The following is an 18,364-nucleotide window of genomic DNA, read 5'->3' as shown; positions in this document are numbered from 1 at the left end:
CTGCTATTTGGCGTAGCACCAACGTCGGCAATTGGCGCGATTTCGTCATTGGGCGAATGGCCATGCTCGCGGCCTGACCCACTTGTCGGGCCATGTCTAACCACGCCATTCGGCAAAGAGCTCGGAAAGCGCGGTGAAAGCCAGTTTCCGGGTCGTCTTGTCCTGGCCGATCAGCCCTTTTCGATTCAACCCCTTCTGGAAGCCGGTCTGGCGGCGCTCGGTCCGGAAATCATAGAGCAGCCAGGCGGCGATCCCTGCGACATAAGGTGTTGCCGCCAGTCGTCTGACTTGCTGGCGATAGAACTCGGCCTGCCAGTCCTCCGTGAACAGGACGCGGCCGGCGCCGCGATGGCCGGGCAGCGCATCGGCCCCGGTTTCCGAGACGATCACCGGCTTGCCGGGGCTTGAATTGGCCAGCAAACGATCGAGCCCGGAGAAATCCGGCTCGTACCAGCCGAAATACTCGTTGAGGCCGATCACATCGAGATGCTCGGCGAGCCGATCCTCGATCGCGAAGGTTTCCCGGTTGATGAGGCAGGCGGCACCGACCAATCGCGTGGGATCGGCGTTCTTGGCGGCCTGCGCGAGCCCTGACATGAAGGAAAGGCGCGCATCCGTGTCGGCGTTCTCGTTGCCGACGCCCCAAAGGATCACGCCCGCGCGGTTGATGTCGCGGGCGATCAGTTCGCGCAGCTGGTTCTCGGCATCGGCATAGGTATCGGGGTTTTCGAAGGCGATCGCCCAGTAGACCGGGATTTCCGCCCAGAGCAGCAGCCCCATCTCGTCGGCGATCCGGGAGACATGCTCGTGATGCGGGTAGTGCGAGAGGCGCAGGAAGTTGCCGCCGAGCTCTTTGACGTGACCGAGGCGGCGGCGCACATCCGCTTCGGTGGAGACCTTGCCGAGCGCGAGGTCATCTTCGTGCACGCAGACGCCCTTGAGCAGGATCGTCTCGCCGTTCAGCAGGATGTCGGTGCCGCGGGTCTCGATGGTGCGGAAGCCGATGTGCTCGCTGACCCGATCATCGCCGCAAGAGAATTCGACCTCGTAGAGTCGGGGAGTGTCCGGCGACCAGAATTGCCCGGTGAAGGGCACGATCGTCTCGCCCTTGCCGCCTCGAACGGGAACCGAGAGCGACAGCCCCAATTCCGGGACGCTGATCTGCACGATCATGTCGACCGCCTCTGACAAGACGACCGCGAAGGAGGCCTCCCGCCCGCCAGGCTGAAGCGCGGCGCGCGCTTCGCGGATGAACACCGCTGGCAGACGCATCAGCGAGACGTCGCGATAGAGCCCACCATAGTTGAACCAGTCGATGTGCTGCATCGGTACGCGGACCGCGGAGCGCCGGTTCTCGACCATGATCTGCAGGCGATTACTGCCGTCTCGCAAGCTGTCCGTCACGTCGAGGCTGAACGGCGTCGAGCCGCCGCGATGGCCGCCGACATAATTGCCGTTGACGAAGACGAGCGCCGAATAATTCGCCGCACCGATATTGAGGAGCGCGCGCTCACCGGCCGGGCCGCGCTGCCAATCGACATGGCGCGTGTACCAGGCCGCGCCTTCGAAATAGGTCCACTCCGGCTTCAGCAGGTTCCAGCAGGACGGCACGGATACGAGCTCGCCCGCCTCGATCTCATAGTCGCGCGGCTGCGACCATTGCGAGGGCGGCGTCTCGTCGAGCGCGAACCATCTTTGCCGCAGGCCCTCGTCGAAGAGGTCGAGCGTCAGCCGCCAGTCGCCATTGAGCGAGATGACCGGCCGGCCATTCACCGGCACGTAAGACTCGGCGCCGACGAACCCGGCGATGTAGGGCCGAGCGTAGTCCTCGTCATGGAGGTGGTGAAAGGGATCGTCCGCCGCCATCACCGTGCTCCGAGCCGGTAGCCAATGCCGATCATGCGCCGGAAGCGCCAGTCCCAGCGCCCCGGGAACAGCACGTCGGCGATCATCGCGATCGCGATCCAGCGGAACCAGGTCGCGAAGGTGTTGGAGAGGCCTTGCGGCTCCTCATAACCTCTCACCCAGCCATCCTGCCGGCGCGTGCCGCTACGCACGTCGCAGAAGCCGCCGTCGCCGTTCTGGTCGGCGAGCAGCGCATCGAGCAAGGTCGAGAGCCAGCGGCGGATATCGTCACGGCGATGGTCGAGCAGCGCGAGGCCGTGGACGAGGACATCGACGGCGTCGACATCGATGCAGGCGGAATCGACGCGCGGCGGCAGCGAAAGGACATAGTCGACTGAGCGGTCGAAGGCCGCCGGCGTGCGGCCCTCATGATACCAGATGTGGAAATTGTGCATGGAGCCGGCAAAGGCGTGCAGCAAGCGGGTCGCATCCGAAAGCTGTCCGACGCCCCAGAAGCCGGTGCTCGGCTCGCGATTGCGGTCATGCCAGCCATAGAGGATGTCCAGCGCCGCATCGACCCGCGCCCGCATCGCGGCGTCGCTGTCCCGTCGCAGCAGCAGGAAGAAGCCCGCCAGATTGACGATGTTGTTGCCTTCCTGCCAGGGGTCGTTGAGATCGCGGTCGGCGAGCCAGGCCTTGAGCGTCAACGGATCGAGCAAGGGCTCGGCGAAAGCCAGATTCGGACGGCGGCCGGGCTCCAGCACGTCGAGTGCGCCAAGCGTGTAGTTGGTGACGTGGAAGTCGATATAGCGCCAGGTCTCGTCGCGATCGGGCTTCTTGAACACCGCGTTGTCGGTCATGCCGGGCACGCGGACGATGCCGTCGGGGCGGCGGTGCCTTTCGAGCCAGGTGACGAGCGCAGTCCTCTCGGCCTCGGAGAAACTCCCGAGCCCGCCGATCAGGTCGAGGCACATGATGCCGTTATAGGTGCCGTAGAGGCTGACGCCCGGCCAGCGGGTATGGTCCTGCGCCGCCGAGATGCGCATGACGCCCCGTGGCTCACCCGGCACCTGCAGCGTGGCGAGCCAGCCGAGCGAGCGCAATCTTGCGGCCTCGATCGCAGCAGTGCGGCTGGTCTCGGATACGGCATCGAACATCAGGCTCATCCCTTTACGGCTCCGCTCGCCATTCCCGCCATCACCCGCTTCTGGGCGAGCAGGAACAGCCCGGCCATCGGCAGGGTGGTGATGACGGCGAGCGCCATGATTCCCTGGAAGTTGGCGCCCAGTTCGGTGTTCATCGACAGGAGCGCCACCGGCAGCGTGTATGTGTCCGGCGACGTCGAGATCACCAGGATCGGAAACCACTGCGCCCAGTTGAGCAGAAAGGTGATCAGCGCCACCGTCGCCGTGATCGAGGAGGCCATCGGCAGGACGATGCGGAACAGGATCTGCGCCTCGTTGGCGCCGTCGATGATCGCAGCTTCGATGACTTCACCCGGAATCTTCCGGAAGAACTGCTCGAACAGGAAGAACTGGATCGGGCCGAGTGCCAGAAAGAGCACGATGCCGGCATAGGAGCCGAGCAGCCCGAGCTTGAACATCACCAGATAGACCGGGATCACCAGCAGCATGTAGGGGTACATGATGGTGACGAGGAAGCCGTAGCGCAGCGCTGCGAACCCCGGCAGCCGCGGCTTGCGCGTCAGGGCATAGGCGCCGAGCGCAGTGACGACCACGCTCAGCACCGTCGAGGCCGTGGTGATCGCCAGCGAATTGCCGATGTAGCGCGCCAGCGAAACGCCGCCGAGGCTGGCGATCTCCGTGAAGATCGAGAGGTCCAGCGTCTCCGGCAGCAACCGCAGCGGATCATCCATGATCGCCCGCGTCGAGCGGAAGGCGCTGACCAGCATCCACCAATAGGGATAGAGGAAGGCCAGCCCCACCAGCCCGGCGAAGACGTAGGCCACGATCTGGAGCGGCCGGCTGATCCGCGTCATCTGTGCATCGGCGTTCATCGCGCGGCCTCCCTGTCGCCCAGGCGATAGATGGTCAGGGAGACGCCGATCACGATCAGGAAGAGCACGCTCGCCATTGCGGTCGCCTCGCCATAACGGCCCTGGTCGAAGAGCTGGTAGGCGTAGTAGGAGACGAAGTTGGTGGCTTCGTTCGGCCCGCCCTTCGTCATCACCACGACGACGGTGAAGGTCTTCAGGAACTGGATCAGCGCGTAGACGGTGTTGATGATGAAGGCCGGCTTGAGCTGCGGCAGGATCACATAGCGCCAGCGCTGCCAGGCCGTCGCGCCGTCGACATGCGCCGCTTCTTCCAGCGCCCGATCGCGGATGGCAAGGTTGGCGTGGAAAATCAGCATGTAGAAGCCGGCATGGTGCCAGAGCTCGGCGATCAGCAGCGAGATCATCGCCGTCGGGCCTATGGTCAGCCCGGCGAAAGCGGGAAGGCCGACGGTGTCGAGAAGCGCGTTGATCGCGCCGAATGAGCGATCGTAGAGCCAACGCCAGACGACGTAGCCGGCGACGTCCGGCGTCACCACGGGCAAGAACAGGGCGAGGCGCAGAAGAAGGCCGCCGCGTTTGAGGAGCGGTGAATCGATCAGCACCGCCATGCCGAAGGCGAAGCCGACATTCACCGCGACCGCCGCCGCCGTATAGAGGAAGGTGCGCAGCAGCGAGGCCAGGAAAGCCGGATCAGCGAAGATCGTGGCGTAGTTGGCGAAGCCGACATAGGTCGGGTTCGGCCGCAGCGCCGTCGCCGACGCGGTGAACGACACCATGATCGACAGCACGATCGGCCAGACGCCGAACAGGATCGTCAGCACCGCGAAGGGCAGGACGAAGAGATAAAAGATCCGGTTATGCCAGACCGTTTCAAGGGTCGTGGTCATGCTGTCTGCCCTTCGGGAGGAGGCCTGTCGGCAGGCCGCGCCAGCCGCGGCCTGCGATCGTGGGATCACGAGTGGGCTATTTGCCCTTCAGCTTGGCCGCGAGCTCGCGCATCTCCTTGGCCGTCTCGGCGATGAACGGCTTCCAATCCGCGGGCGGATTGGCGATTCCGGAGAGCAGCTTCTTGTGAAAGGCCGCCTCGAGCTCGGGATAGAAGGGATGCACCGCCTCAGGGAAATCATAGGCGATGAGCGGCGCCTCGGCCTTGGCGAAATACTGCGAGCGCGGCGAAAGGGCTGTCACGTCAAGGTCACCGCGCACGGCCGCACCGACATTGTCGAGCGAGGCCTGCTGGGCCGCCTTCGTCAGCATGAACTGGGCAAAGTCCTGCGCCAGCTCCTTGCTCGGCGCGTTCTCGGGAATGGCGATGCCGCGCATGCCGCCGATGACGACATAGTTCTTCTCGTCAGCTGCGAATTTCGGCCATTTGCCGACGATGAAGTCGCCGTTGAGGACCTTTTCCCCGTCCCATTTCTTCACGTTCCAGTCGCCGACCCGGAACATGCCGCCGCGGCCGCCCTCGATCACCTGGTACATCTCGGTGAAGGAGTGGTTGATCGTGTCCGGCGCGACGAACTTGTAGCTCGTATAGGTCTTGAGGAATTCCTCCAGCACGGCCGCATGGCGTGGCTCGTCGACGGTGATGTTGCCCGCGGGGTCGATCAGCGTATGGCGCAGGCCAGTACCGAAGCTGAAGAGATCGAGGATATGGATGAGGTCGCGTGGCTTGGCCGCCTCGAGCGCGAAGCCGAAGGTGTCGGCCTTGCCGTTGCCGTCCGGATCATTGTCCCGGAACTTGATCGCGACGCGCTTGGCGTCCTCCCAGGTCTCGGGGAATTTTTCGCCGACCCTGTCGAGCCAGCTCTTGCGCACGCCGAAGCCCATCTGCACGCGCTGGATCGGGAGGATGATCTGACGGTCCTTGTAGGTGGCGACCTTGAGATCATCCTCGGTCAGGAAGGCCTTGTCGGAAACCTTGCCGAGCAGCGGCTTGAGGTCCGAGACCTTGCCGGTCTGGTCCTGGATCCGGATGACCCGCTCGTAATTGTTGAAGATCAGATCCGGCGCCGTATCGGTGTTCAATGCGCTGATGACGCGGCCGAACCATTGATCGGTCGGAAAGCTCAGGGACTTCACCGTCACCCCGGGTCGCTGCTTGGCGAACTCGGCGGACATCGCGTTGAACCATTTGAGGCCGTTGTCGCCAAGATCATGCCAGACCGTCAGCGTCTGCGCTGCCGACGGCAGCGCGCTCACCAGCACCATGCCTGCCGCGGCGGTGATGTTTTTCAAGAAACCCATGGCTTCCTCCCATGAACGCTATTGAGCTGCGTCCTTCTGCTACTCCGCCCATCAACGGGCATGAGCGAGATTGAAGGTAAACGTTTACCCTTGCCGCACCCTATGACCTCCCGCTATAGAAGTGCAAGCGTTTTGTGGCCTTGGATCGAACGACTGCGATGACGATGCGGCGCACGGCGCTCAAGCCGCCCGATGCTCAGCAGGCATCGATTGCCAATGTGGCCGAACGGGCCGGCGTCTCGATCGCGACCGTCTCGCGCGTGCTCAACGGCGTCGCGAACAAGGCCTCGGCCGAGACGGTCGCCAAGGTCAGGCAGGCGGTGGCCGAACTCGACTATCGCCCCTCCAGCGCCGGCAAGTCGCTCCGGCAGAAGCAGAGCAGGCTCGTGGCGGTGCTGGCCGCCAATCTCGCCAACCCGACGATGGCGGCGATCGCCGCCTCGACCGAGGTGGCACTGCGCAAGCAGGGGCTGGTCATGGTGCTCTGCGACACCCATGACGACCCGGATCTGCAGGACGAGTATCTGCGCGAAATGCGGGCGCAGCAGGCGCGGGCTATCGTCTTTCTCGGTGCGGTGGCGAGCCCGATGCTGGACATGATGCGGGGCGGCTCCACGCCTCTCATCTTCGTCAATCGCCGCGACCCCAGCGACCCTGACGGCGACTTCGTCGGCATTGACAACGCGCAGGCGGGCCGGGATGTCGCTGCACATGCGCTGGAGCGCGGCGTCAGGCGCCCTGCGCTCATCCACGCCCCGCTCGCCTCATCCGCGACACGAGCCCGCGTCGAAGCGATCGTCGAGAGTTTTGCCGCAGCGGGATACCCGATCCTGCCCGCCCTGATCCTCGGGCCGCCCGAGATAGAGCATCTGGCAATCGGCTATGCCGCCGCCCGCCTACTGGAGCGCAATCGAGCCGACTACGACGCACTGATCTGCACCGGCGACCTGATCGCCTTCGGTGTGCATCGCTTCATTGAGGAAACCGCCGATCCAGCCCCGCCGCCGATCTACGGTTTCGACGACAACCCGCTCAACGACTGGGTTGCCCCCTGGCTCTCGTCAGTCCTGATCCCTTACGACACTTTCGGGCAGGCCGTTGCCGAGCTCATCACGGGCGATGTGACGGGGGCAGGCCGGCAACGCGTTCTGCCTCATAGGCTGATTGAGAGGCGACGGTCTTAGTCGCAGCCAGCTCTACCTGGGGAACGTCAGTTTAACCTGAACGTCACCAGCGATGCCGCATAGCATCCCAGTATGATGGGAGCGTTCGAATGAGTGGCCATGATGCGCTGGTTGTTCGCGGTCTCGTGAAGCGCTTCGGCGGCTTCACGGCTGTCAACGGCCTTGATCTCAGTGTACGGCGCGGCGAGCTCTACGCATTGCTGGGTCCGAACGGGGCGGGCAAGACCACTTCGCTCAGGATTGTCGCGGGGCTGCTCTCTCCGGATGTGGGCGAGATCAGCATTTGCGGGATCAACCGCCTCCGTGATCCGGTTGCGGCAAAACGTGTGGTGGCGTGGCTCCCGGATGAACCGATGGTTTACGACAAGCTCACGCCTGTCGAGTATCTCGATTTTGTCGCCGGCCTTTGGCAAGTCGAGCCAAAGGCCGCAAAGCTGCGCCGCGACGCCCTGCTCGAGACCCTCGACCTGACCCGCGTGGCAGATCAGCGCTGCGAAGGCTTTTCCAAGGGTATGCGCCAAAAGGTTGCTCTTGCTGGCGCGTTGATTCACGAACCCGAGTTACTGATCCTTGACGAGCCTCTGACAGGCCTCGATGCATCGATGGCGCGCCACGTGAAGGAACTGCTTCAGCAACGTGTCGCAACCGGCGTGACGGTGATTCTCACCACGCATATCCTCGAAGTCGCTGAACGGCTCAGTGACCGCATCGGTATCATCCGCAATGGCCGGCTGGTCTGCGAAGGCACGATGGCCGAATTGCGCAATGGTGGCGCCTCCGAGGGTTCTACCCTTGAAGATGTTTTCCTCGATGTCGTCGCGCGCGAGGAGGCCGCCTGAGATGAAGGCCCTTGTGTCCGGTGCAACCCGCGCCGTGCTGGCGCTCGAGGCCCGTCTGGCATTGCGCGGCATTGCCGACATGGCGGGCCCGAAAACGGCAATGCGTCCCTGGCGCATCGCGGGCGTGCTGGCTGTGGTCTGCACGATCATTTTCGGCGTGTCGCAACTTCTGCTGCTAACGGCCGGCGAACTGGACCCTGCCGATCCGCGCCTTCAGATCACATTGACGATCAATCTTGCCTTCCTGTTCGTCCTCATGATCTCAGCCGCGCTCGATTCCGCCGCCTATGCGCTTTACGCGCGCGGCGACTATGATCTGATGTTCTCCGCGCCCCTGCCTCCGCAAACGGTGCTGCTGGTCAGGGCTCTCAACGTCTTTGGTTTCACGCTGACAAAAGCCGGTCTTTATGGCGCGCCGATGCTGATCCTGCTGGCGGTGCAGCGCGGACCTCATTGGTTGGCTGGCCTGCCCCTGATCCTGTCCCTCGCGCTCAGCGCGACGGCCATCGCGATCGGACTGGCAATGGGCCTGGTTCGCCTTATCGGTATCCGGAGCACGCGCGTCGCGGCGCAGATTGCGGCAGCGCTGGCCGGTCTGCTGGTGCTTGTGATGGTGCAGTGGGACGCGATTTTCGGGCCAGGTCCAAAGGACGCCCTTGTCGCGGACTATGTGGCCAACCCCCAGTCTCTTGTTTGGCAATTGGCGATGCTGCCTGCCCGCGCCATGACGGGCGATATTGTGGCCCTCTTGGCCGTGGTTGCCTGTGCGGCGCTCATGGCCGTACTGATGTTCACCGGCCTTGCCGAGAGCTTTGTGCGCAATGCGGTCCTCGCAGCAGGATCCGCGTCCGCTGTTCCACCCCGCGCCAGGCGTAGTCGTGCATCCTTCGGAGCCTCACCATTGGGGGTGCTGATGCTCAAGGAACGGCGCATCATTCTACGTGATCCGTGGCTGTTGTCGCAGATCCTGATGCAATGCATTTTTCTGATCCCGATCGCCATCGTGACAGTCTATCGGGTCGCGAGCGGGGCTAACGACGCCTCGGCGCTCGTGCCGGTCCTGATCGTTCTGTGTGGCCAGATTGCCGGCGGTCTGACCTGGATCGCGATGTCGGCAGACGAAGCAGCCGAACTTGCCCTGACCGCACCGCTGGATCCCCGCTTACGCGAGCGCGCTCGTTTTGGCGCCATATCCTGGCTTGCAGTCACGATCGCCGCACCGCCGTTGATGCTCTTACTGATGTTCGATGCCTGGGCCGGTCTGGTCAGTTTGCTTGGTGTTGCATGCGCCATCGCCTGCGGCATCCTCGTTAACATCTGGCATCAACCGAGACTGGCGAGGATCGGCATGATCAGGCGGCGCATGAAGAGTCCCATCTCCGTGACGCTCATAGAGCTTCTGGCCTTGACGATGGTTGCGGTCGGACTCTGGCCCTTGCTGGCTGGCAACTACCTGGCGGCGATGCTGGGCGCGCTCCTGGCCGTGGCAACGATGGGCGTGCTGTATGCGGCGCGCCCACGCGCAGCAGCCTGAGCAGCGGACTGTCAGGATTTTCGTGTGCGGGCGGCGGGTTGAACATCAGGCGCCCATGGCCTGCTGAAGCGCTCGCCGAGGACGACGGCGAAGTTGGGGCTTGACCTCACGGGGCGACATCTTCCACTCGCCCTCGGAGCGGTTCAAGGCGGGGAAGAGCGGATTATTGCGGTGCTGAAGGAGGACCGAGCCGGGATTGCGGCAGTGGATTTTCCGCCGGAAGCACGGGATCAGCGACGCGACCTTCTACAACTGGCGCAATTGCTGTGGCGGGATGGAGGTATCGGACACTCGTCTGCTGAGGGCGCTCGATGACGAGAACCGCAAGCGCGAGAGGCTGCTAGCGGAGATCGAGCTGGTCATTGGAGACCAGCCTGACTGGCCGAAGTCGCGAATGTCCGCTTCCGGGCGAGGCCCCAACGTCAGCTCCCGGCACATTTTGTCAGGGGGAGGCAGCAATGTGGCCCTTGCGAACCGTAGCGACGTCCGCTCCTGCGCCGATTATTTTGGCGACAGCAGCCGAGCTCATTCAGATCTCGAATATTGAACAGGTCGGCTTCCCGGTCGAGGCATGCCGATAGCGTGCCTGGGATGAAGCTGCCGCGACCGAGCTGTGACATCGCCGACGTCAGCGGAGCGCGCACACCCGGCGATGCAGGCTCCGATCGGGACTGAACCTCGGCCGATTTGATCGCTTATCGGGCGAGCGCTTCTCCCTCGGAATTCTCAACAGTCGCCGGAACGCCCGTCCGCCGTCTTGACAGGTGACTGCGCTCGCACGTAGCCTCAATCTAAATCGTGTTAGGTCAAATTCTGGGATGGAAGAGCCTTGGCGAAGCGTGCGCTTCCACTCAACCGAGTCAGTCGCCGCGTCACCAGCGCGGAAGTCGCCAAGCTTGCCGGCGTCTCCCGGGCCACAGTTTCTCTCGTTCTGAACGATCGCGGCGGGGAGCTCGGCATCTCGGCCGAGACGCGGGCGCGCGTCGCCGATGCCGCCGCCCGGCTGAGCTATCAGCCGAGCCATGCCGCGCGCTCGCTGCGGCGCTGGCGCACCAATGTGATCGCGCTGCTGCTCTATACGCTGGACAGCTTCTACAACGCCGAGATCATCGGCGCCGCCCATGCCGCCGCCCTCGAGCGCGGCTATTCACTCAACATCATGTCGGCGAAGTTCGACGAGGTGCACCGGCGGGCCTATTCGCTGCTCTCGGGCGGCGTCGCCGATGGCGTCATCGTCGCGGCTCCCCCGGCGGATCTCGCCGCCGATCTGACGAAACTCGCCGAAAACGGCATGCCGATCGTGGTGATGCAGCACCACAGTCCCGACCCGGCACTCCAGTCGGTGCGCGTCGATCTGGAAATGGGCGGCTATGTCGCGACCCGGCACCTGCTCGATCTCGGCCATCGCCGCATCGCCCATATCGGCAGCGCCTCGCAGCGCCTGCTGAAGCGCCGCGAGCGCTCCGATGGCTATGCACGGGCGCTCGAGGAAGCCGGCATTGCCTCCGACCCGCTCCTCGTCGCGATGGCGGAGCCGAGCCTCGCCGGCGGATTCTCGGCGATGGAGGAGTTGCTGGCGCAGGACGAACGTCCGAGCGCCGTCTTTGTCTACAGCGACCAGATGGCGGTCGGTGCGCTGCACGCTCTCCGTAAGCATGGCGTGCGCGTGCCGGAGGACATGGCGGTCGTCGGCTTCGACGGCATCGCGCTGGGCGGCTTCGTCACGCCGGAGCTGACCACGGTCGACTATTCCCGCGCCGATATCGGCCGGCTCGCCGTCGAGGCGGTGATCAGCCGGTTGGAAGGCGAGGCCGAGCCGCCGCGCGAGCAGGTTCTGCCGGTGCGCCTGCTGGTGCGTGAATCCTGCGGCGGCGCCCGCGCCGCTGGCGACGGGGAAGGAGCCTGACCAAGCCCATCACGTTTCAACGACAAAAAAGACCCAGGGAGATCGAAACAATGGCGACCATCACCAAGCGCAGTTTCCTGAAGACCAGCCTGTACGCCGGCATCGGTGCCGGAACCGGTATGTACTTTGGTGCGGCGAGTGCCCAGAAGGCCGCCTCGCTGACCATGACCTCCTGGGGCTCGCCGGCCGAGATCGTCGCCTTCAACGCGCAGATCGAGCGATACAAGGCCCGCAACCCCAACGTCGCGATCAAGCTGGAGGCCGTTCCGAGCGGCCAGTACTACCAGCAGCTCGACACCCGTTTCGCCGGCAAGCAGGCGCCGGACGTCTTCCGCGCCCAGTATCAGCGCATCGGACGCTATGGGCAAAGCGGCGCGGCGATCGACCTGTCGCAATATCTCGACGCCGGTTTCGGCCAGGATTTCCTGCCCTCGGTCTGGCGGGCGTCGACGATCAAGGGCAAGCCGCACGCGCTCCCGCATCACACCGATACCTTCGCGCTGTTCTACAACGCCGAGATCTTCGAGACATGCGGCATCGAGGCGCCCAAGAGCCTCGACAAGAGCTGGACCTGGCAGGAGTTCATCAGCGCCGCGAAGCTGGCCAAGGAGAAGGCCGGGCTGAACTACGCCTTCGCGATGAACTGGCAGAACTCGAACGCCTATCGCTGGCTGATGTATCTCTACCAGCATGGCGGCCAGCTGCTCGACAACGAGCTCAAGGGGCCGCAGATCAACACGAAGGAGGCCGCGGAGACCGTCGCCTGGACCCAGAGCTGGTTCAAGGATGCGCTCGTCCCGCCCAACACCTCGCTCAAGAGCTCCGAGCCGGTGCAGAACCTGTTCGCCACCGGCAAGATCGCCATGCTGCTGCACGGCGACTGGCAGATCCCCTTCATCCAGGAGCAGGCCAAGTTCAAATGGGGCGTCACCTATCTGCCGCGCGACGTGGCGATGGCGGCCGATCTCGGTGGCAATGCCCTGGCGGTCTCGCGTGACAGCAAGAACCCGGACGTCGCGGCCGATTTCGTCAAGTTCATGGTCGCGGAGGAGGCGATGCGCGAGTTCGTCACCAAGGCGCAGTTCCTGCCGGTGCGCAAATCGCTGAAGGACAAGGGCCTCGTCTATGACATCCGCAACGAGGAGATGAAGGTCTTCCTCGAGCAGTCGACGACCGTGCCGGAGCATCTCGTCAGCACCATCGTCCTGCCGACCTGGGACCGCTTCAACGCCAAGCTGGCCGATGAGCTCGAGCTCGCCTTCACCTCCGGCCAGTCGCCGGCCGCAACCGTCACCAACATCGAAAAGCACGTGCGTTCCACGCTGCTGGTCTGATGGCGGCGGTGATGGCCATCGCGGAAAACCTGAGGGGGCCGGCTGTTGGCCGGCCTTCGGCGGCCGATGCGCGGCGCTACTGGCTGCAGGCCAGGCGCAACCAGCTGACGCCTTATCTGTTCATCGCTCCGAACATGGCGCTGTTCTCGGTCTTCGTCTTCTTCCCGCTGCTCTATGCGTTCTACATCAGCCTGCGGGAATGGAGCCTGATCGATACGCCGCGCTATATCGGGCTGGAGAACTATGCTCGCCTCGCGAGTGACGGGCTGTTCTGGCAGTCGCTGAGCAACACGGCGGTCTATTCGATCGCCACCGTCCCGATGAGCCTCGCCATCGGCCTGGTGTTGGCGCTCGCCCTCAACCGTGACCTGCTCGGCCGCACCCTGCTGCGCAGCGTCTTCTTCCTGCCCGTGGTGATCTCCAACGTGGCGACAGCGGTGATCGCGGCCTGGCTCTTCAACGACAATTACGGCGTCATCAACACGCTACTGCAACAGGTCGGGATCGGGCCGGTCGCCTGGCTGTCCTCGCCGCGTTGGGCGCTGTTCTCCCTGATCGTCACCTCGCTCTGGGTCCGGGTCGGCTTCTGCATGGTGGTCTATCTCGCCGCGCTCCAGTCGATCTCGCCGACCTATTACGATGCCGCGCAGATGGACGGCGCCAGCCGCTGGCAGCAGTTCCGCTTCGTCACCTGGCCGCTGCTGCGGCCGGCCACCTTCCTCCTCTTGATCCTCGGCGTGATCCACTCCTTCCAGGTCTTCGACCTGATCTACGTCATGACCGGCGGCGGCCCCGGCTTCTCGACGACGATGATCGTCCAGTACATCTACCAGGCCGCCTTCGTCGGTTCGGAGATGGGCTATGCCAGCGCCATGGGCATGGTCCTGTTCGTGATGATCCTGATCTTCACCCTGCTGCAATGGCGGGTGAACCGCCGGGTCGAGGACGTGGCATGAGGGCTCCGTCATGATCGCGGGAACGAGCCGCAGCGCCCTGAGCGGGCGCCTCGAAACCACGGGCATCTGGCTGCTCCTCGTGGCGGGCGCCGGGATCATGTTCTTTCCGGTCTACTGGATGTTCGCGACCGCGGTTCGGCCGAAGGACGAGGTCTTCAGCGGCGCCGCCGGCCTGATCCCGTCGAGCTTCGTCTGGCAGAACTTCACTGACGCGATCGGGCGCGTGCCGTTCCTGAGCTGGACGGCGAACTCGCTGATCATCACCCTGTTCGCGGTGGTGATCACCGTGACGATCAACCTGCTCTGCGGCTATGCCTTCGCCAAATTCCGCTTCGCCGGCCGCGACATCCTCTTCCTCGCCGTGCTGTCGGCGCTGATGATCCCGTTCCAGGTCATCATCGTGCCGCTCTTCCTGGTGGTCTCCGAGCTCGGCCTGCTCAGCGACTATTGGGGCGTCATCCTGCCGCGCGCGGCCGAGGCCTTCGGCATCTTCATGGTGCGCCAGTTCATGGTCTCGATCCCAGACGAACTGCTCGAGGCGGCCCGTATCGACGGCGCCAGCGAGCTCAAGATCTTCTTCAAGATCGTCGTGCCGCTCTCAAAGCCGATCATTGCCGTCCTAGTGATCTTCACCTTCATGTGGCGCTGGAACGATTTTGCCTTGCCGCTGATCGTGATGATGAAGCACGAAATGTACACCGTGCAGCTCGGCCTCAACCTGCTGCGCGGCCAGTTCAACACCGAATGGTCGATGATCATGGCGATCGCGCTGCTCTCGCTGGTGCCGATGCTGATCATCTTCACCTTTTTCCAGCGCTATTTCGTCCAGGGCATCTCCGGCTCCGGCCTCAAGTAACCGCTCGCGCAAGAGCGCGGGCCGATCCGTTTCGACGTTTCGAGAGGAAAAATACCGTGGTCAAGATCGCCATGATGGGCGCCGGCAGCGCCGTCTTCGTCAAGAACCTGCTGACCGACATCCTGAACTTCACCGAGCTCGGGCGCGTCGTGATCTCGCTGCACGACATCGATCCCGAGCGGCTGGAGACCGGCGGCATGATGGCGCGCTGGACGGCCAAGCAGTTCGGCGCCGATGCGGTCATCGAGGAACATCTCGATCGCCGCCGCGCACTTGAGGGCTGCGACTTCGTCATCAACATGGTCCAGATCGGCATGCACGAGGCGACGCTGCTCGACTTCGACATACCCCGGAAATACGGGCTGAAGCAGACGATCGCCGACACGGTCGGCATCGGCGGCATCTTCCGCGGCCTGCGCACCATCCCCTTCATGCTCGACCTCGTCGCCGACATGCGCGAGCTCTGCCCCGACGCGGTGCTGCTGAACTACACCAACCCGATGAGCATCCTGACCTGGGCGGTCTACAAGGCCTTTCCCGAGCAGCGCGTCGTCGGCCTTTGCCACAACGTCCAGCACACGGCGCGCGATCTTGCGAGCTATCTCGGCGTCGAGCAGTCGCGGCTGAGCTATGACTGCGCCGGCATCAACCACATGACCTGGTTCCTCAAGCTCCAGATCGACGGCAAGGACGCCTATCCGGCGCTGCGCCGGGCGATGGCCGATCCGGAGGTCTATGCCAGGGACAAAGTCCGCTTCGAGCTGATGCGCACGCTCGGCTGGTTCGTCAGCGAATCCAGCGAGCACAACGCCGAATACACCCCATATTTCCTGCGCCGCGACGACCAGATCGCGCAATACGACGTGCCGGTCGACGAATATGTCCGGCGCAGCATCCGCAATCTCGGCCGCTACACCGAGACGCGCCGCAAGCTTCTCGCCGGCGAGGACTTCCCGCTGGAGCGCAGCGACGAATACGGTTCCCTGATCATCCGCGCCATGGTGACCGGCGAGCCGACCGTGATCTACGGCAATGTCGAGAACACCAGGCTGATCGACAACCTGCCCGAGGGCTGCTGCGTCGAGGTGCCGGTCATCGTCGACCGCAATGGCCTGCGCCCTTGCCATGCCGGCACGCTGCCGCCGGAGCTGGCGGCGCATTGCGCGCCGCACGTCTTCGTCCAGGACCTGACGGTGCGCGCTGCGCTCGACGGTGACCGCGAGCGCGTCCACCGCGCTGCTGCGCTCGACCGTCATGCCGCGAGCGTGTTGTCGCTGCAGGAGACAAGGCGCATGGTCGATGAGCTCATCGCCGCCCATGGCGACGCCCTGCCGAAATGGAAGGACGCGGCCTGAGCGTCCCAGCCTGCGTTCTTGGAGGGCCTCGAGCCGATGCCGCCGATCCGTCTCGCCATCGTCGGCCTGGGCAAGATTGCTCGCGACCAGCATGTCCCGGCCATCGCTGCGACAGCCGGCATCGAGCTTGTGGCGGTCGCCAGCCGCAATGCCAGCCTCGACGGCATCGCCCATTACGCGACGCTGGAGGAGTTGCTGGCGCGAGGGCCGGAGATCGACGCCGTCGCTCTGTGCACGCCACCGCAGCCGCGCCGGCATCAGGCGATGGCGGCGCTCGCCGCCGGCAAGCATGTGCTCCTGGAGAAGCCGCCCGGCGCGACCGTGAGCGAGATAGCGCCGCTCCTGGCTAGCGCCCGCGAGACGGGGCGCACGCTCTTCGCCACCTGGCATTCGCGTTTTGCCCCGGCGGTTGCGCCGGCCCGCGCGTTCCTGGCGCGGCATCGGCCTTTGTCCGTCGCTGTGACCTGGAAGGAGGACGTGCGCATCTGGCATCCCGGGCAGGACTGGATCTTCGAACCGGGCGGGCTCGGCGTCTTCGACCCCGGCATCAACGCGCTCTCCATCCTGACCGCGATCCTGCCCGAGCCGATCTTCGTGACCGGAGCGGAGCTCGCCTTTCCGGCGAACAGGCAGGCGCCGATCGCTGCCGAGCTCACGCTTGCCGGCATGTCCGGCCTGCCGATCCACGCTGCTTTCGACTTCCGTCAGACCGGTCAGCAAAGCTGGTCGATCCAGATCGAGACCGAGGCCGGCACGTTGCAACTGGATTCCGGCGGGACGCGGCTCAGCCATGGCGGCCGAGTCCTCGTCGACGAGCCGGAGCGGGAGTATCCCGAAATCTACCGGCGCTTCGTCGAGCTGGCCGGCGAGCGCCGCAGCGAGGTCGATCTCGCGCCGCTCGCCCTTGTCGCCGACGCCTTCCTGCTCGGTCGCCGTCGCATCGTCGAGCCGTTCGAGCACTGAGCCAAGCTTGATCAAGCCCTTGGGGACTGCTCTGCACGATGGGCGCCGTCGTGCTTCCGCAAACGTCTGCTTTCGGGCAATGATCAAGCGTCGGCACCGGCGCATCGCGCGAGCGACGCGTACGCCGGCGACCAACTGCTGGGCGGTCTGCCGCACAAACGATCTTGCGCGGCAGGAGCAATCTGGACCGTTACTCCCAGCTCAGCGCGCCGCCGTTCTGGTACTCGATGACGCGGGTCTCGAAGAAGTTCTTCTCCTTCTTCAGGTCCATCGCCTCGGACATCCAGGGGAACGGGTTCTCGGTCTCTGCAAAGACGGGAGCAAGGCCAAGCTGACCGCAGCGGCGGTTGGCGATGAAGTGCATGTATTGCTCGCACAGCGCCGCATTCAGCCCGAGGAAGCCCCTCGGCATCGTGTCGCGGCCATAGGCGGCTTCGAGCTCGGCCGCATCGCGGATCATGCCGCGCACCTCGTCGTGGAAGGCTTTGGTCCAGAGATGCGGGTTCTCGATCTTGATCTGGTTGATGACGTCGATGCCGAAGTTCAGGTGGATGCTCTCGTCGCGCAGGATGTACTGGTACTGCTCGGCGATGCCGACCATCTTGTTGCGTCGGCCGAGCGAGAGAATCTGCGCGAAGCCGGTGTAGAACCACATGCCCTCGAAGATCGCATAGAAGGTGATCAGATCGCGCAGCAGGGCCTGGTCGTTCTCGGGCGTCCCGGTCCGGAACTCCGGATTCTCGATGCTCTGCGTGTGCTTCAGCGCCCAGGCCGCCTTGTCGGTGATCGAGGGCACCTCGCGGTACATGTTGAACAGCTCGCCCTCGTCGAGGCCGAGGCTCTCGACGATGTACTGGAAGGTGTGGGTGTGGATCGCCTCCTCGAAGGCCTGGCGGAGCAGGTATTGCCGGCATTCCGGGTTGGTGAGGTGGCGGTAGATCGCCAGCACGATGTTGTTGGCGACGAGCGATTCCGAAGCAGCGAAGAAGCCGAGATTGCGCTTGAGCATGCGCCGCTCGTCCTCGGTCAAACCGTCCTTCGACTTCCACAGCGCGATGTCGGCCTGCATCGAGACCTCGGTCGGCATCCAGTGATTGTTGCAGCCGGAGAGGTACTTCTCCCAGGCCCATTTGTATTTGAGCGGCAGGAGCTGGTTCACGTCGGCGCGGGCATTGATCATACGCTTATCGTCGACGCTGACGCGCCCGCCATTGCGGTCGATCTCGCCGAGGCCGGTAGCGTCCGCAGCGGGTGTGGTGTTGGTGAGGATGGTGGGATTCGCCGGGTTCGCCGGCTTGGTATCGGACCAGTCGAGCATGGGGTGTTCC

Annotated in this window: 15 protein-coding genes and 1 pseudogene; 10 read left to right on the top strand and 6 right to left on the bottom strand. The window is 64.4% G+C overall.

Annotation, left to right across the window (positions count from 1 at the left end):
* Positions 1-96 precede the first annotated feature (96 nt).
* The 5 genes from ACWIGM_RS24780 to ACWIGM_RS24760 form a co-directional block, all read right to left on the bottom strand.
* Positions 97-1,866, bottom strand: coding sequence for a glycoside hydrolase family 2 protein (locus ACWIGM_RS24780; RefSeq protein ID WP_454028624.1), 1,770 nt, complete (start codon positions 1,864-1,866; stop codon positions 97-99).
* Positions 1,866-3,011, bottom strand: a complete 1,146-nt coding sequence (locus tag ACWIGM_RS24775; RefSeq protein WP_454028623.1) for a hypothetical protein — start codon at positions 3,009-3,011, stop codon at positions 1,866-1,868. Before ACWIGM_RS24775 ends, ACWIGM_RS24780 begins: the two co-directional genes overlap by 1 nt.
* Positions 3,008-3,862 carry a carbohydrate ABC transporter permease gene (locus tag ACWIGM_RS24770; protein ID WP_454028622.1) on the bottom strand — a complete coding sequence of 285 codons (855 nt, stop codon included), beginning with the start codon at positions 3,860-3,862 and terminating at the stop codon, positions 3,008-3,010. The genes ACWIGM_RS24775 and ACWIGM_RS24770 overlap by 4 nt, the downstream gene beginning before the upstream one ends.
* A complete protein-coding gene (locus ACWIGM_RS24765; protein ID WP_454028621.1) occupies positions 3,859-4,749 on the bottom strand; it encodes a carbohydrate ABC transporter permease in 891 nt (296 codons plus the stop codon). Before ACWIGM_RS24765 ends, ACWIGM_RS24770 begins: the two co-directional genes overlap by 4 nt.
* Positions 4,750-4,825: 76 nt before the next feature.
* Positions 4,826-6,109: an ABC transporter substrate-binding protein gene (locus ACWIGM_RS24760; RefSeq protein WP_454028620.1), complete on the bottom strand. Its 1,284-nt coding sequence runs from the start codon at positions 6,107-6,109 to the stop codon at positions 4,826-4,828.
* 158 nt (positions 6,110-6,267) lie between these two features.
* Here ACWIGM_RS24760 and ACWIGM_RS24755 point away from each other — a divergent pair, with 158 nt between their 5' ends.
* The 10 genes and pseudogenes from ACWIGM_RS24755 to ACWIGM_RS24710 all read left to right on the top strand — a co-directional run bounded on the left by ACWIGM_RS24755 (position 6,268) and on the right by ACWIGM_RS24710 (position 17,036).
* The gene (locus ACWIGM_RS24755; RefSeq protein WP_454028619.1) at positions 6,268-7,293 is read left to right on the top strand and encodes a LacI family DNA-binding transcriptional regulator; all 1,026 of its coding nucleotides are present in this window, start codon (positions 6,268-6,270) and stop codon (positions 7,291-7,293) included.
* A gap of 89 nt (positions 7,294-7,382) precedes the next feature.
* Positions 7,383-8,132 carry an ABC transporter ATP-binding protein gene (locus tag ACWIGM_RS24750; RefSeq protein ID WP_454028618.1) on the top strand — a complete coding sequence of 250 codons (750 nt, stop codon included), beginning with the start codon at positions 7,383-7,385 and terminating at the stop codon, positions 8,130-8,132.
* A 1-nt stretch (position 8,133) separates the two neighbouring features.
* Complete coding sequence (locus tag ACWIGM_RS24745; protein WP_454028617.1) at positions 8,134-9,666, top strand: hypothetical protein; 1,533 nt, start codon at positions 8,134-8,136, stop codon at positions 9,664-9,666.
* A gap of 93 nt (positions 9,667-9,759) precedes the next feature.
* Positions 9,760-10,015 (top strand): annotated as a pseudogene (locus tag ACWIGM_RS24740) (transposase); the annotation flags it as partial.
* A gap of 480 nt (positions 10,016-10,495) precedes the next feature.
* Positions 10,496-11,572 carry a LacI family DNA-binding transcriptional regulator gene (locus ACWIGM_RS24735; protein WP_454028616.1) on the top strand — a complete coding sequence of 359 codons (1,077 nt, stop codon included), beginning with the start codon at positions 10,496-10,498 and terminating at the stop codon, positions 11,570-11,572.
* 50 nt (positions 11,573-11,622) lie between these two features.
* Positions 11,623-12,906 carry an ABC transporter substrate-binding protein gene (locus ACWIGM_RS24730; protein ID WP_454028615.1) on the top strand — a complete coding sequence of 428 codons (1,284 nt, stop codon included), beginning with the start codon at positions 11,623-11,625 and terminating at the stop codon, positions 12,904-12,906.
* Positions 12,907-12,917: 11 nt separating this feature from the next.
* Positions 12,918-13,862, top strand: coding sequence for a carbohydrate ABC transporter permease (locus ACWIGM_RS24725; RefSeq protein WP_454028614.1), 945 nt, complete (start codon positions 12,918-12,920; stop codon positions 13,860-13,862).
* A gap of 10 nt (positions 13,863-13,872) precedes the next feature.
* Positions 13,873-14,718 (top strand): carbohydrate ABC transporter permease, encoded by an 846-nt coding sequence (locus tag ACWIGM_RS24720; RefSeq protein WP_454028613.1) that lies wholly within the window; start codon positions 13,873-13,875, stop codon positions 14,716-14,718.
* 56 nt (positions 14,719-14,774) lie between these two features.
* Positions 14,775-16,073: an alpha-glucosidase/alpha-galactosidase gene (melA, locus tag ACWIGM_RS24715; protein ID WP_454028612.1), complete on the top strand. Its 1,299-nt coding sequence runs from the start codon at positions 14,775-14,777 to the stop codon at positions 16,071-16,073.
* A gap of 36 nt (positions 16,074-16,109) precedes the next feature.
* Positions 16,110-17,036 (top strand): Gfo/Idh/MocA family protein, encoded by a 927-nt coding sequence (locus ACWIGM_RS24710; RefSeq protein ID WP_454028611.1) that lies wholly within the window; start codon positions 16,110-16,112, stop codon positions 17,034-17,036.
* Positions 17,037-17,226: 190 nt separating this feature from the next.
* On the opposite strand, the gene ACWIGM_RS24705 is transcribed toward ACWIGM_RS24710, so the two are convergent.
* Positions 17,227-18,354, bottom strand: a complete 1,128-nt coding sequence (locus ACWIGM_RS24705; protein ID WP_454028610.1) for a ribonucleotide-diphosphate reductase subunit beta — start codon at positions 18,352-18,354, stop codon at positions 17,227-17,229.
* Positions 18,355-18,364 lie beyond the last annotated feature (10 nt).

The sequence above is a fragment of the Allobosea sp. NPDC055332 genome (assembly GCF_053645455.1).
The sequence above is the reverse complement of the archived record's forward strand: the minus strand, read 5'-3'. Positions and strand labels throughout refer to the sequence as shown.

Bases quoted from the DNA above. Each gene is read 5' to 3' on its own strand.
- ACWIGM_RS24780 (WP_454028624.1), bottom strand. From the start codon at position 1,866: ATGGCGGCGGACGATCCCTTTCACCACCTCCATGACGAGGACTACGCT.
- ACWIGM_RS24775 (WP_454028623.1), bottom strand. From the start codon at position 3,011: ATGAGCCTGATGTTCGATGCCGTATCCGAGACCAGCCGCACTGCTGCG.
- ACWIGM_RS24770 (WP_454028622.1), bottom strand. From the start codon at position 3,862: ATGAACGCCGATGCACAGATGACGCGGATCAGCCGGCCGCTCCAGATC.
- ACWIGM_RS24765 (WP_454028621.1), bottom strand. From the start codon at position 4,749: ATGACCACGACCCTTGAAACGGTCTGGCATAACCGGATCTTTTATCTC.
- ACWIGM_RS24760 (WP_454028620.1), bottom strand. From the start codon at position 6,109: ATGGGTTTCTTGAAAAACATCACCGCCGCGGCAGGCATGGTGCTGGTG.
- ACWIGM_RS24755 (WP_454028619.1), top strand. From the start codon at position 6,268: ATGACGATGCGGCGCACGGCGCTCAAGCCGCCCGATGCTCAGCAGGCA.
- ACWIGM_RS24750 (WP_454028618.1), top strand. From the start codon at position 7,383: ATGAGTGGCCATGATGCGCTGGTTGTTCGCGGTCTCGTGAAGCGCTTC.
- ACWIGM_RS24745 (WP_454028617.1), top strand. From the start codon at position 8,134: ATGAAGGCCCTTGTGTCCGGTGCAACCCGCGCCGTGCTGGCGCTCGAG.
- ACWIGM_RS24730 (WP_454028615.1), top strand. From the start codon at position 11,623: ATGGCGACCATCACCAAGCGCAGTTTCCTGAAGACCAGCCTGTACGCC.
- ACWIGM_RS24725 (WP_454028614.1), top strand. From the start codon at position 12,918: ATGGCCATCGCGGAAAACCTGAGGGGGCCGGCTGTTGGCCGGCCTTCG.
- ACWIGM_RS24720 (WP_454028613.1), top strand. From the start codon at position 13,873: ATGATCGCGGGAACGAGCCGCAGCGCCCTGAGCGGGCGCCTCGAAACC.
- ACWIGM_RS24710 (WP_454028611.1), top strand. From the start codon at position 16,110: ATGCCGCCGATCCGTCTCGCCATCGTCGGCCTGGGCAAGATTGCTCGC.
- ACWIGM_RS24705 (WP_454028610.1), bottom strand. From the start codon at position 18,354: ATGCTCGACTGGTCCGATACCAAGCCGGCGAACCCGGCGAATCCCACC.